At 71.6% G+C, this 12,980-nt stretch carries 11 protein-coding genes; 6 read left to right on the top strand and 5 right to left on the bottom strand.

Going from position 1 to position 12,980, the window contains the following annotated elements; all coding sequences use genetic code 11:
* Nucleotides 1-98: 98 nt before the first annotated feature.
* Both EDF27_RS18205 and EDF27_RS18200 read right to left on the bottom strand, forming a co-directional pair.
* Complete coding sequence (locus tag EDF27_RS18205) at nt 99-395, bottom strand: hypothetical protein (RefSeq protein ID WP_123653919.1); 297 nt, start codon at nt 393-395, stop codon at nt 99-101.
* Nucleotides 395-1,651, bottom strand: a complete 1,257-nt coding sequence (locus EDF27_RS18200; RefSeq protein ID WP_123653920.1) for an inorganic phosphate transporter — start codon at nt 1,649-1,651, stop codon at nt 395-397. Before EDF27_RS18200 ends, EDF27_RS18205 begins: the two co-directional genes overlap by 1 nt.
* Nucleotides 1,652-1,768: 117 nt before the next feature.
* On the opposite strand from EDF27_RS18200, the gene EDF27_RS18195 reads away from it, so the two are divergent.
* From EDF27_RS18195 to EDF27_RS18185, 3 genes are all read left to right on the top strand, one after another.
* On the top strand, nt 1,769-3,457 hold the full coding sequence (locus EDF27_RS18195) for a sodium:proton antiporter (protein ID WP_132050373.1): 1,689 nt from the start codon (nt 1,769-1,771) through the stop codon (nt 3,455-3,457).
* A gap of 116 nt (nt 3,458-3,573) precedes the next feature.
* On the top strand, nt 3,574-5,064 hold the full coding sequence (locus tag EDF27_RS18190; protein ID WP_123653922.1) for an ABC transporter permease: 1,491 nt from the start codon (nt 3,574-3,576) through the stop codon (nt 5,062-5,064).
* A 19-nt stretch (nt 5,065-5,083) separates the two neighbouring features.
* Complete coding sequence (locus EDF27_RS18185) at nt 5,084-5,368, top strand: hypothetical protein (RefSeq protein ID WP_123653923.1); 285 nt, start codon at nt 5,084-5,086, stop codon at nt 5,366-5,368.
* A 332-nt stretch (nt 5,369-5,700) separates the two neighbouring features.
* Here EDF27_RS18185 and EDF27_RS18180 read toward each other — a convergent pair whose 3' ends face one another.
* Both EDF27_RS18180 and EDF27_RS18175 read right to left on the bottom strand, forming a co-directional pair.
* Complete coding sequence (locus tag EDF27_RS18180; RefSeq protein WP_132050371.1) at nt 5,701-8,472, bottom strand: non-ribosomal peptide synthetase; 2,772 nt, start codon at nt 8,470-8,472, stop codon at nt 5,701-5,703.
* 138 nt (nt 8,473-8,610) lie between these two features.
* Nucleotides 8,611-9,126 (bottom strand): 8-oxo-dGTP diphosphatase, encoded by a 516-nt coding sequence (locus EDF27_RS18175; RefSeq protein ID WP_165931564.1) that lies wholly within the window; start codon nt 9,124-9,126, stop codon nt 8,611-8,613.
* A gap of 64 nt (nt 9,127-9,190) precedes the next feature.
* Here EDF27_RS18175 and EDF27_RS18170 point away from each other — a divergent pair, with 64 nt between their 5' ends.
* Together EDF27_RS18170 and EDF27_RS18165 are read left to right on the top strand one after the other, a co-directional pair.
* Nucleotides 9,191-9,541 carry a tryptophan synthase subunit alpha gene (locus EDF27_RS18170; protein ID WP_123653926.1) on the top strand — a complete coding sequence of 117 codons (351 nt, stop codon included), beginning with the start codon at nt 9,191-9,193 and terminating at the stop codon, nt 9,539-9,541.
* A 19-nt stretch (nt 9,542-9,560) separates the two neighbouring features.
* The gene (locus EDF27_RS18165) at nt 9,561-10,451 is read left to right on the top strand and encodes an aminodeoxychorismate lyase (RefSeq protein WP_123653927.1); all 891 of its coding nucleotides are present in this window, start codon (nt 9,561-9,563) and stop codon (nt 10,449-10,451) included.
* 29 nt (nt 10,452-10,480) lie between these two features.
* Here the strand turns inward: EDF27_RS18165 and EDF27_RS18160 are convergent, their stop codons facing one another.
* Nucleotides 10,481-11,680 (bottom strand): amidohydrolase, encoded by a 1,200-nt coding sequence (locus tag EDF27_RS18160; RefSeq protein WP_132050369.1) that lies wholly within the window; start codon nt 11,678-11,680, stop codon nt 10,481-10,483.
* Between the two features lie 206 nt (nt 11,681-11,886).
* On the opposite strand from EDF27_RS18160, the gene EDF27_RS18155 reads away from it, so the two are divergent.
* On the top strand, nt 11,887-12,975 hold the full coding sequence (locus EDF27_RS18155; protein ID WP_243698421.1) for a Fic family protein: 1,089 nt from the start codon (nt 11,887-11,889) through the stop codon (nt 12,973-12,975).
* The last annotated feature ends 5 nt before the right edge of the window (nt 12,976-12,980 follow it).

Below are 12,980 nucleotides of genomic sequence, written 5' to 3'. Positions count from 1 at the left end.
CGGTGCGCGACGCGGGTGGCGCCGGACGGGAGGCACGGGTCAGCACCGACCCGAGCCTCCCGTCCGGTCCGGAACCGGCCCGGCGTCGACGGGACGTGTCAGTGGAACTGCGGGACGATCAGGTAGATGCCGTAGAGGACGACCGCACCGCAGACCGCGAAGCACAGGACGGCGAGCGAGCGGAACGCCCGGACCGCGGCGGTCGCGCCCTGCGGGTTCGGGAACCCGACGGTCGCCGGGCCGATCGTGCCGTCGTCCTTCACGGTGAACTTGCCCGCGCGGGTGTCGGCGGCGCTCCAGAAGCGGAGGCCGACCGAGTACACGGCGACGACGAAGCACGAGGAGACCACGGCGACGAGCGCCACGGTGACGAATGCGAGCCAGTCGATGCCCATCAGCGACGGCCTCCCTTGCGTGCGGCCATGCGCCGCAGTGTGCGCTCGCGGCTCAGTTCGGCGCGGCGCGCTGCGACGTTCTCGGCGCGCTTCTTGCGCTGCAGGTCGCGCAGTTCCTTGCGGGTGTACACCGCGTTCGCGGCGACGTCGATCTCGATCGCGGCGGCCTGCTCGTGCGGCTTCCGGAGGGACCAGAGGTAGAGGCCGAGGATCACGACGGCACCGATGACGGCGTCGAGGACCAGGCCGACGATGCCGAAGCGGGCGAGTCCGGACGCGACCGCGCCGACCGCGGCCGAGGCCGGCAGCGTGATGAACCAGGCGATGACGATCTTGCCGGCGGTGGACCACTGGATCTTCGAGCCGCGGCGTCCGAGGCCGGCACCGATGATCGAGCCGGACGACACCTGCGTGGTGGACAGCGCGAAGCCGAGGTGGCTCGACGCCAGGATCGTGGCGGCGGTGGAGGCTTCTGCGGCGAAGCCCTGCGTCGCGCGGATCTCGGTGATGCCCGAGCCGAGCGTGCGGATGATGCGCCAGCCACCGGTGTACGTGCCGAGGGCGATCGCGAGCGCACAGGCGACGACGACCCAGAGCTGCACACCGCTGTTCGAGCTCTGCGCGCCGGACGCGATGAGCGTCAGCGTGATGACGCCCATCGTCTTCTGCGCGTCGTTCGTGCCGTGTGCGAGCGACACCATCGACGAGGTGAAGATCTGGCCGATGCGGAAGCCGCCGCGCTCGTTCGGGAACACCGGGCGCTTCGTGATCCGGTACGCGATGCGCGTCGACAGGAACGACACGAACGCCGCGATGACCGGGGACAGGAACGCCGGGATGATGACGACGGTCATCAGCGCGAGGTAGTTCACCGAGTCGAACCCGGCACCGACGATCGCGGCGCCGATCAGCCCGCCGAACAGCGCGTGCGAGGACGACGACGGCAGCCCGCGCAGCCACGTGATCATGTTCCAGACCACCGCACCGATCAGCCCGGCGAAGATCATCTCGGGGCTGATGGCGACGCCACCCGGCCCCTCGTTGATCAGGCCGTGCGAGATCGACGTCGCGACGGCGGTGCTGAGGAACGCACCGACGAGGTTGAGCACCGCGGCGACCGTGACCGCCACCTTGGGCTTCATGGCCCCGGTTGCGATCGGTGTCGCCATCGCGTTGGCGGTGTCGTGAAAACCGTTTGTGAAGTCGAAGAAGAGGGCCAACGCGATGACCAGGACGACTATGAGTGTGATGTCCACCGCGGGCCAGTGTTCCGCATCCGGGGGCTTCCGAGCAAACCTGATCGAGAACTCGTCCCGGGCTCCCCCTGCAGACTCGTTCAGTTTCGGAAGCATGCCGATGGGAGAATGGGTCCCATGGACACCGTGGAGCTCCTCATCCTGCTGATCGGATCGCTCGCGGTGACCGGGTTCGCGCGGGCCAAGGGCCTCCCGGCACCGCTGCTCGTCACCGCGGTCGCGCTCGCGGCGTCCTTCCTGCCGGGGCTGCCGCACATCGAGATCGACTCGGAGATCATCCTGACGGTGGTCCTCCCGCCGCTGCTCTACTCGGCGGCGCTCGACGTCTCGTGGCAGAGCTTCCAGACCTCCATCAAGCAGATCCGCCGCCTCGGCATCCTGCTCGTGATCGTCACCGCGCTCGCGGTCGGCGCCGCCGCCTACTTCCTCATCCCGGACATGACCTGGCCGGCCGCGATCCTGCTCGGTGCGATCGTCGCCCCGCCGGACGCCGTGTCCGCTGCCGCCATCGGGCGGAAGCTCGGGCTCCCCCGCCGGGTGATGACGGTGCTGTCCGGGGAGAGCCTGATCAACGACGCCGCATCGCTGACGCTGGTCCGGGTGTTCACCCTGATCATCGCCGGTGCCTCGTTGACCATCTGGCAGGACCTCGGGATCTTCGCGCTCGCGATCGGCGTCGGGCTCGTCGTGGGCATCGTGCTCGGCGTCCTCGTGCACTGGATCCGGATGCGGATCAACGACCCCGTGGTCGAGACGATCATGAGCATCCTGCTGCCGTTCGTCGCCTACGTCCTCGCCGAGGACCTCTCCGGCTCCGGCGTGATCGCGGTCGTCACCGCCGGGCTCTACATCGGCTACAACTCGCCGAAGGAGGGCTACGCCACCCGGCTGCAGGAGCGCCCGCTCTGGACGAGCATCGACGTCATCCTCGAGGGGTTCGTCTTCGCGCTCATCGGGCTGCAGCTCAACAGCGTCGTGCAGGACCTGGTCGAGAGCGAGCGCAGTCTCGGGCAGGTCATCACGGCAGCGGCCGTGGTCCTCGCGGTGGTGATCCTGGTGCGGCCGGCGTTCGTGTTCGAGTCCTACGTGCGCAACCGCTTCAACGGCCGATGGCTCAGACCGCTCCGGATCAAGCTCTCCCGCGGGCACCGGTCACTGCGGTGGATGCGTGGTTCGGCGGAACCCAAGCTGAACTGGCGCGAGCTCACCGTCATCTCGTGGACGGGGATGCGCGGCGTGGTGACGCTCGCGGCCGCGGTGTCGGTCGTCGCGAGCCCGACGAAGATCCCGGCGCAGGACACCATCTTCGTGATCGCGTTCTTCGTCACGGTCGGCACGCTGCTGCTGCAGGGCCTCACGCTGCCGTTCGTCATCCGCGCCCTCAAGGTGCAGGACCCGGCCGAGGGCGAAGAGGACATCCGGAGCGAGATGCGTCTCAACCAGCGCACCACCGAAGCGGCGATCGAGCTGCTCGACAAGCGCCGCCCGGACTGGGCGCAGCAGTTCGGGCAAGAGGCGGTCGACACCGTCGTCAACCGCTTGAAGCTCCGGCTCGAGCGCCAGGCCGAGACCTTCCGGCGCGACGCCGAGGAAGAGGAGTCCGAGGAACGGAACGCCCCCGTGCGGCTCCGCGGCTCGCAGATCCAGGACATCCGGCGCGAGCTGCTCGACCGGCGGCGCGAGATCGTCCTCGAGGAGCGTGAGCGCGGCAACCTCGACGAAGAGGTGATGCGCCGCGTGCTCGTGACGCTCGACGCGGAGGAGCTCGCGATGGACTCCGCGCAGGCCTCCCGCAGCCGCTCGTAGCGGGCTCCGGGCAGCGCCGATCAGCGCCTGCCCGGGCGTGCGCTCCCCCGGACCGCGGTCAGTCGTGCGGCGTATCCTCGACTGACCCGACACGAGAACCAGGAGCACAGCGCCGAGTGAGCACGCCCCGGAACGACGTCCCGAAGCACACCGACACCCCGGAACGTCCCGGGTCGTCGGCACCGAAGTCCGCGCCGAAGCAGCGCAGCACCAGGCCGTCGGCCCGCGGGACGAAGCCCCGTCGCGGCGCGAAGGTCGCTGGCTCGAGCCGTCCGACGCCCCGCCGGCAGGCCCCGGTCCCCGCACCGCAGAAGATCAGCGCGTACCGCCGCTGGTACGGCACCCTGCACCCGTCGCTGCAGCTCATCGGGCTGCAGCTCTGGATGCCGCTCTTCTTCATCGTCGGCTTCTGCCTCTGCTACGTCTTCGCGTTCCACGCCCCGCACCCGCACGACGTCCCGATCGCCCTGGTCGGCAGCGACCCGACGTTCATCGCCGCGGTGCAGAAGGCCCTCCCCGGGGAGTTCGTGTTCCACACGTACGACTCGCTGATCGCGGCCAAGCGTGACGTGCTCGCCGGGTCGATGGCGGTCGCGTACGACCCGTCGACGAACGAGTTCTTCAAGGCGAGCGCGCACCAGTTCCAGGTCGCGAGCCTGGTCCCGGCGACCCTGTCCGCGGTGCTCACCGGCATCGGCGTCGCGACGCCGAAGGTCACCGAGCTCGCGGCACTGCCCTCGTACGACGAGTACGGCACCGTGGCGATGTACGTGATGCTCGCCTGGTGCATCGGCGGCTACATGGTCGCGATGTTCATCGGCATCATGGGCGGCCCGCTCCGGCACCGCACCCGCATGACGGTGATCGTCGTCGGCGGCCTGGTCATCTCCCTCATCACGAACACCCTCGCCGGCCCGGTCGTCGGTGCGATCCACGGGCACTGGATCGAACTGGTCCTCATCGCGTGGGGCTGGATCGTCGCGATCGGCCTCGCCGTGAACGGCTTGAGCTACTTCGTCGGCCGGTTCATCGCCGCGCCCGCGATGATCTGCTTCGTCTTCCTGTCGATGCCGTCCTCCGGCGGCGCGTACCCGAAGTGGTTCATGCCGGAGCCCTTCGCCTGGCTCAACAACGTCGTCGTCGGGTCGAGCATGGTCGACATGATCAAGCACCAGATCTACGGCGTCGGCCCCGGCCCTGCCCGTGGGCTGATCACGATGGCCTGCTACGCCGGCGCCGGCCTGGTGCTGATGTACTTCGGCAAGATGTGGTGGGAGCGCCGCCGCATCCGCGCGATCGTCACCGGGCGCACCACGATGTTCCAGGACGCCCAGACGGCGAACCGCGAGTTCCTCGGCAGCCAGCGCGACGCCGAGCTCGAGCGGCACGGGCTCTCGTCGACCGAGACGGGGACGCTGCAGGTCCTGCGCGAGTCCGACTGGGAGGACGAACGCGCCGGCGGGGACGTCTTCACGGGCGGTCGCGACGGCCTCGAGAACGAGCCGCTGACGACCGGCCGGATCCCGGTGATCCGCCAGCAGCCGCCGCAGCGCTCCACCGAGCAGCGTTCCACGGAGAAGCCGCACAGTCGGCACGCCGCACGCTGAGCGGTATCCTGGGCCGATCATGACCCGTTCCGCCTGGCACCGCCTGCTCATCACCCTCGTCGTCGTCCTGCTGGCGCTGACCGTGGTGTTCTACGTCGCGAGCGTCGTGCTCGCACCGGCGGACGGCCGCAACACCGCCGGGCTCTTCGTCGGCTGGGCGATGTTCGCGATGGTCGGCGCGATCGTGTTCGGGATCATCGACTTCTTCGTGCGCCCGCTCGGTGGGCGAAGCGGCGACGCCGACGTGATGGCCGCCGCCGAACAGGCGCGAACGGGCAGCACGCGCACCCAGCAGCCCCGCTAGAGCCGGCGCGCGGGCTCGCGCGCGCCCGCTCGCGGGCTCGCGCCCGACGAGACGCCGCTCGGTGCGCGAGACGCCGCCGCTTCCGGCGGCGTCTCGCGCGTCGAGCGGCGTCTCGGGGACTCAGCGGCGTCTCGCGCCGCACCACGGGACGGACGGGAGGCCCGGTGCCAGCTGGCACCGGGCCTCCCGTCCGTTCCTTCCCATGACGACCGCGCTGGGAAGGTGATTCGCGCGCGGGAGGTGGAAACTTCCGACCCACTACGCGCGAAACGACTCCCTACGCGCGTTTCGACAGGCGCAGGCGCGCCGGGCGGGCGCGCGAACGCGGCGCGCTAGCGCGACAGCGCGGCCGCGACGTCGGCGACGTGCGGTTCGCGGAGCACCGAGCTGTGCTCGGAGTGCACACGGACCTCGTCGACGGCGCCGGTCAGGAACGGCGCCCACCGTGCCGCGCCGGTCTCGTTGCCGTCCGCGATCACGAGCGTGACGTCCCCGGCGTAGACCGTCGGGCGGTGCCGGCGGGACACGACGAGCGCGTGGTCGAAGAACGCCCGGAACTGGCGCTGCCCCTTCCAGCTGAAGACCCCCGCTCCGTAGGCACGTGCGTGCCGTCCGAGCTGGGCAACGGGCGTGACGGCCCGCTTCCGGAACGCCGCGGTCCGGTCGGCGAGCGCCTTCCCGATGCCGGGGAAGGCACGCCGCGTCGACTGGCCGAGGTCCAGCTCGCCGAACTCGACGCGGTCCGCCTGCTCCGCGGACTGCTCCGGCAGGTAGGTGTCCAGGAGCACCACGCGGCGCACCTCCTGCCCGGCCGCGGTGAGGATCGCGGCCATCTCGATCGCGACGAGACCACCGAAGGAGTGCCCGATCAGGGTGTACGGGCCGCGGGGCTGCACGACGCGCATGAGCTCGACGTAGCGGCGGGCCATCGCGTCGATGCTCCAGTCCGGGACGGACCGGCGCTCGAGGCCGTGCTGCTGGAACGCGTACACGGCACGGCCGCCGAGCCGACGGGTCAGCGGGACGTAGGTCAGGCCGAGCGCGCCGGCGCCGGCGACGCAGAACAGCGCCTCCTCGGTGCTGTCCGCGCCGTCCGAGAGCGTCACGATGTCGGGGTGACTCGGGACGGCGGCGGCGCCACGACGCGTGCGGGCGGCGAAGGTGCGGACCGTCGGGTCCTCCAGGAGCGCGGAGGACGGCAGGTCCACCCCGAGGCGGTCCTGCACGGCGGCGAGCATCTCCTCCGCGGAGAGCGAGTCGCCGCCGAGTGCCGCGAAGTCGTTGTCGAGCCCGACGGCGGGGAGCCCGAGCGGGCCGACTGCGGGGAGCCCGAGCACCTCGGACCAGATCTGTGCGACGGCGAGCTCCCACTGGTCGTAGGTGTCCTCGTCGATCCCGGCACCGCCGTCGGCGCCGATGGTCATCGCGAGCGACGGCGCCTCCGGGAGCTTCGCCCGGTCGACCTTGCCACGCTCGTTGCGGGGCAGCACGGTCATCGGCACGATCGCGGTCGGGACCATGTAGTCCGGCAGCAGGTCGCGCAGTGCCTTGCGGATCGCTGCGGGCGACGGGGCACGGCGCCCCGGCCGGGTGACGAAGTACGCGACGAGGCGTGTCGGCGCCGGCGGTGCCTTCACCGCGATGACCGCGGCTTCCTGCACCGCGTCGACGGTGCGGAGCGCGGCTTCCACCTCGCTCGGCTCGACCAGGTACCCGCGCACCTTCACGGCGTCGTCGGCCCGGCCGAGGAGCGTGAGCCGTCCGTCCTCGTCGAAGCGGCCGAGGTCGCCCACCGACCACGTGGGAGTGCCGTCCTCGGTGACCCCGGCGCGCGCCGCGGTGACCTCGGGCGCACCCCAGTAGCCGGTCGTCAGGGCGTCGGAGACACAGACGATCTCGCCGGTCTCGCCGACGTCGGCGACGGTGCCGTCGGGTCGGCGGAGCACGACGCGCTTGCCGGCCACGATGCGGCCGGACGGGATGTTCCGCTCCGGGATCGGGTCGCCGGCGGCGATCTCGTTGACGGCGTAGACGTTCGTCTCGCTCGAACCGGTCCAGTTGAAGAACGACGCGGTCGACCCGAGGAGCGGTCGGAGGGCGGCGATGTCCGCGCCGGTGATGGCCTCGCCGACGGTCGCGACCATCCGCAGGCCGTGCAGGCGGGTGTCGGCGGGGTCGAGTGCTGCCACCACCGACCGCACCAGGTGCGGCGTGGTGTGCAGCGTCGTCAGCCGGGCGTTCTCGATCCAGGCGAGCAGACGGTCGATCCCGGTCCGTCGGGGGTCGACGACGTGCACGGACGCTCCGGTGAGGAGCGTGGAGAGGACGAGCATGAACCCCGCCGCGAACCCGTGCGGGAGCACCGAGGCGATCCGGTCCTCCGGCACGAGGCGGAAGAGCTCACGTTCCGCCACCGTGTCGACGAGCGCCTGTCGGTGCGTCGTCACGACCCCCTTCGGGGCACCGGTGGAGCCGGAGGTGAAGATGATGTCGAGTGCGTCACGCCCGCCGCGTTCCGCAGCGCCGGGCACCGCGGGGATCGCCGCGACGGTCGCCGCGACGGCGCGGGCCTCGGTGAGCAGGGCGCCGAACGGGAGGACCGTCCCCGGCTCCGTCACCAGGGCCTCGGCCTGCGCGGTGTGCGTCTCGTCCGCGATCACGTCGACGATGCCGGCCAGCGTCATCACGTGGTGGAGCCGCGCCTCCGGCAGGAACGGGTCGAGGGCGACGATGATCCGCCCGGCGTGCACGAGCCCGAGCAGTGCGACCACGGACCCCACCCCGTGCGAGACCATCACGCCGACCGGGACGGAGGCGCCGTGCTGTTCGGCTCCCACCCCGCGGCCGCTGTGGTCGTCCGGAGTCAGCCGGTCGTGCAGGAGCGCCCCCAGCGCCCGTGTCACGCGGTCGAACTCCCGGTGCGTCATCTCGGTGTGCTCGTCGGCGACGGCGAGTGCGTCCGGCGTGCGCGAAGCGACTGCGGCGAGCCCGGCGAGCAGCGACGACGGCGGGACCGGTGCCCCGGCGTGGTCCGAGCGCGCGGCCGTGTACGGCGTCGTGGGCGGCGTCGCGACGACGGGAATGGATTCGGTCGAGCTGAGCACGTGGTCCCCTTACCATGCTGGACTTTGATCTGCACCAGACGGTAACTCGGGTCCTCTGCGGGTCGGCGCGCAGGCAGGGGCACCTGCGGGAACCCGCGCGACTCCTGCGACAAGCCGCAGGTGCCCCGTGCGGTGCCGCTACGGTGCGTCGACCCCGACCCCGGTGAAGCCGGCGACGGTCGCGTCGTCCTCGGCGAACGTGAAGCGCGCGTCCACCGTGCCGCCGTCCAGCACGGCCGGCAGCCAGTACTTCGCGTCGTCCCACATCGCCGCGTAGGGCACCGCGTCGACGGGGATCCACCGCGGCTCGAGCTCGTCGCTCGCCGTCGGGGTGCCGGACCAGTGCCGGCAGACGAACACGTCCGAGACCTGGGACCAGGACGGCCGGTACGGGAACCGGTAGTCCAACGTGCCACGAGCCTCCAGATCGGCCGGGTCGAGCCGCAGGCCGACCTCTTCAGCCACCTCGCGCACGGCGGTCTCGACCGCCGCCTCCCCCGGCTCACGCTTGCCGCCGGGCCCCACCAGCCGACCGGTCCCGAGCCCGCGGCGCTTCTCGCCGAGCAGGACCTCAGGGCCCTCGGCGCCGTCCCGCAGCAGGTACACGACGACCACGCGGGGGTGCTGGTTCTTCGTCTCGTCGCGCTCGCTCACGTGTCCAGTGTGGCCGATCATCTGGCGTACGCTCGTTCCATGGCAGGCGTGCTGCGGGGGCACCATGGCTGAGCACCGGCGATTCGGGCGCAGCCTCGAAGTGCTGCGCGCGGAGGCCGCCGAGGAGATCTCGATGATCGTCGAGCACCGCTCCCGGCAGGGCGACGACCCGTGGGACTTCATGCCGATGCTGCCGACCGTCGACGAGCAGGTCGTGCTCATCCTCCGCGCCGAGGCACTCGAACTCGACGCGGCGATCGGCCAGCGCAGCGCGCAGTGGTCGATGCACCCCGCGTCCGGACACGGCACCCAGCTCGGCGAGGAGTACCACCGCCTGCGCCGCATCGCGCTCCAGCACCCGGAGCTCACCGAGGCGGTCTGGAAACTGATGGGCGCCCTGCCGAAGCAGCAGTGACGTGGGGTTGGATGGGTGCATGACCGAAACCGTGCTCGCCGTCCTCAACCAGCCCTCCCGTGACGCCGCGCCGCACGACCCGTCCGCCGACGCGTTCACCTTCGCCGCCCCGCTCGAGGAACACGTGCAGGTGCAGGACCTCGGGATCATCCGCGGCGACGGGGTCTTCGAGACGATCACGGTCGTCGACGGCCGGCCGCAGGCACTCGAGGCGCACCTCGACCGGTTCGTCCGCTCCGCACGCATGCTCGACCTGCCGCTGCCCGACCTCGACGCCTGGCGCCGCGCGATCGAAGCCGTCTGCGCCGAACTGGACCCCGTGCACGAGGCGTTCGCGAAGACCGTGCTGACCCGCGGCGTCGAGGGTTCGGACCGGCCGACGGGCTGGGTGTACGCGGCCGCGTCCGGGGACTCCACCGCGGCACGGACCCGCGGGATCTCCGTCGTCACGCTCGACCGCGGGTACCGGCACGACGTCGAGCGGACCTCCCCGTGGCTGCTGCAGGGCGCGAAGACGCTGTCCTACGCGGTGAACATGGCCGCCCTCCGCGAAGCGGTCCGTCGCGGGGCGGAGGACGCCCTGTTCGTCTCGACCGACGGCTACGTGCTCGAAGGGACCCGGGCGAACCTGATCCTGTCGGTCGGTGGCCGGCTCGTGACGCCGCGGACCGACATCGGGATCCTCGCCGGGACGACCCAGGCGGACGTGTTCCGCTTCGCCGAGACCGAGGGCATCGAGACCGCCTACGAGCTCGTCACGCTCGACGACCTCCGGGCCGCTGACGCCCTGTGGCTGGTGTCGAGCGTGCGGCAGGCGGCGCCGATCCGGCTCGTGAACGGGGACGAGCGGGCGATGGACCTGCCGCTCACGGAGCGGATCAACGAGTTCCTGCTGTCGCGCGAGTCCTGACGGGGCGCGGGGTGCGGGTGCGGGCGCCGCTACCAGCGCGGGGTGGTGACGCCGACGCCGTCGGCCCACTCGAACACCTGCCGGCCGTCGATCCACACGCGGTTCGCGCGGCTCGTCGCGTCGAGCGGATCGCCGGACCAGAGCACGAGGTCCGCGTCGTACCCGGCCTCGAGCCGGCCGACGCGGTCCCCGAACCCGAGGAACGTCGCCGGGTTCGTCGTGAGCGCTTCGAGCGCCGTCTGACGCGGGAATCCGTCCCGCACGGCCATGGTCGCCTGGGTGACGAGCATGGCGATCGGGACGACGGGTGCGTCGGTCGTGATCGCCACCCGCACCCCGGCTGCGGCGAGCGCCGCGAGGTGCGGGATCCCGCGGTCCCGGAGCTCGACCTTCGACCGGCTCGTGAACAGCGGGCCGTAGATCACCGGGATGTCCTTCGCCGCCAGCACGTCGGCGATCTTGTGCGCCTCGGTGCCGTGGTTCACGACGAGGCGGTAGCCGAACTCCTCGGACAGGCGGATCGCGGTCGCGATGTCGTCGTGGCGGTGGGTGTGCTGGTCCCAGGCGAGCTCGCCGTCGAGCACGCGGGCGAGCGTCTCCTTCGTGAGGTCACGCTCGAACGGCTCGCCCTTCGACTCCGCTGCGGCACGGGCCTTCCGGTAGTGGTCGGCGGCCGCGAACGCCTCTCGGATGACCTTGGCGACGCCGAGCCGTGTGGAGGGGGTCTGGCCCTTGTCGCCGTAGACGCGCTTCGGGTTCTCGCCGAGGGCGCTCTTCACGCTGACGGCGTCGGAGACCAGCTGCTCGTCGATCGTGCGGCCGCCCCACGTCTTGATCGCGACGGACTGCCCGCCGATGGGGTTGCCCGAGCCCGGCTTCACGACGATGGCCGTGACGCCGCCGGACAGGGCGTCCCGGAAGCCCTCGTCGTCGATGTCCACGGCGTCGATCGCGCGGACGGCCGCCTGGTTCGGGCCGGTGAGCTCGTTCGTGTCGTTGCCGGCCGGGCCGTTCGCTTCCTCGTGGATGCCGACGTGCCCGTGCGCCTCGACGAAGCCGGGCAGGAGCCACGCGCCGGCGGCGTCCACCACGGGGATGCCGGGCGGCGGGACCACGTCGGGCCCGAGCGCGGTGATGCGACCGTCCTCGACGACGACCGCTCCGCCGTCGAACTCCGGAGAGGTGACGGGGACGACGTGGGCACCGGTGATCGCGAAGGAGTTCGTCATGTCGTCCACCGTATCGAGGGGATCCGACACGGAGCCGAAATGCGAAATACAGACCGTTGGCGCCCCGCGCTCGTTCGTGCCTACGGTTCTGGGAACAGGAGGCGGACATGGACCGGACCGGACACGATCGACTGGCAGAGGTGCCACGACACACCACGACCGAGCGACCCTGGCGAAGCGCGCTCCGGGGACCGCGGGCCGACCGGATGACGACGTCCGTCACGGCGTCGGTCCCACCCCGGATCGCCGAGCTCGTGGTCGCGCCGCTGCCGGACGACCTCGCCCTGCTCGACCGCGCGGCCGATGCGCTCCGGACCCTGGACGACGACCACGGCGCCCGGCTCGCGCCACTCGCCGCCCTGCTCGCCCGCACCGAAGCGGTGGCGTCCTCCCGGATCGAGGACGAGCACGCGGATCTCGACGACTACGCCCGCGCCGTCGTGGGCATCCGCGCGAACACGAGCGCCACCCTGATGGTCGCCGCGACCGCGGCCGTTCGTCGGCTGAGCGCGGACGCCGGGCGCGGCGCCATCACCGAGCGATCGATCCTCGCCGCACACCACGAGCTCATGCGGGACGACCCGGTGGACGGCCGGGCTGCGGGCTCCTACCGGACGGTGCAGAACTGGATCGGCGGTGGCAGCACCCCGCGGCTCGCGACCTACGTCCCGCCGCCTCCGGAGCTCGTCAGCGACGCGATGGCCGACCTGCTCGCGTTCCTCGCCCGCGATGACGTGCACCCCATCGCACAGGCAGCGATCGCGCACGCCCAGTTCGAGTCGATCCACCCCTTCACCGACGGCAACGGGCGGATCGGCCGAGCGCTGATGGGCGCAGTCTTCCGCCGGCGCGGGCTGACGACCACGTTGACGGCACCGGTCGCGACGGCGTTGGTCGCCGACCGGGCGCGGTACTTCGACCACCTGGTGCGGTACCGCTTCGGGTCCGTGCACGACTTCGTCGCCGACCTGGCGATCGCGGTCGGCACCGCCTGCGACGAAGCATCGGTGACGGCGCTGCTCCTCGGCGAGCACACGTCGGACGACGGCGGGGACGGCCTGCTCGACGACCCGGTCCTCACCGAGGACCGGGCGCTCGAACTCGCTGCGGCGGCCGGCGTGACGACCGACGACCACGTCGACCGTCTCATCCGTGCCGGCGTCATCCGTCCGGTGACCACCCGACGCCGCAACCGCGCGTGGCTGGTCACCGGCGTCGCGACAGAGCTCGACGCGTTCGCCGAGCGGGTGCGCGCAGCGGTGCTGCGCGGGGAGCCGCACGGGGATGCGGCCTAGGCTGG

This window comes from Curtobacterium sp. PhB136 (assembly GCF_004346855.1).
Taxonomy (GTDB): Bacteria; Actinomycetota; Actinomycetes; order Actinomycetales; family Microbacteriaceae; genus Curtobacterium.
The sequence above is the reverse complement of the archived record's forward strand: the minus strand, read 5'-3'. Positions and strand labels throughout refer to the sequence as shown.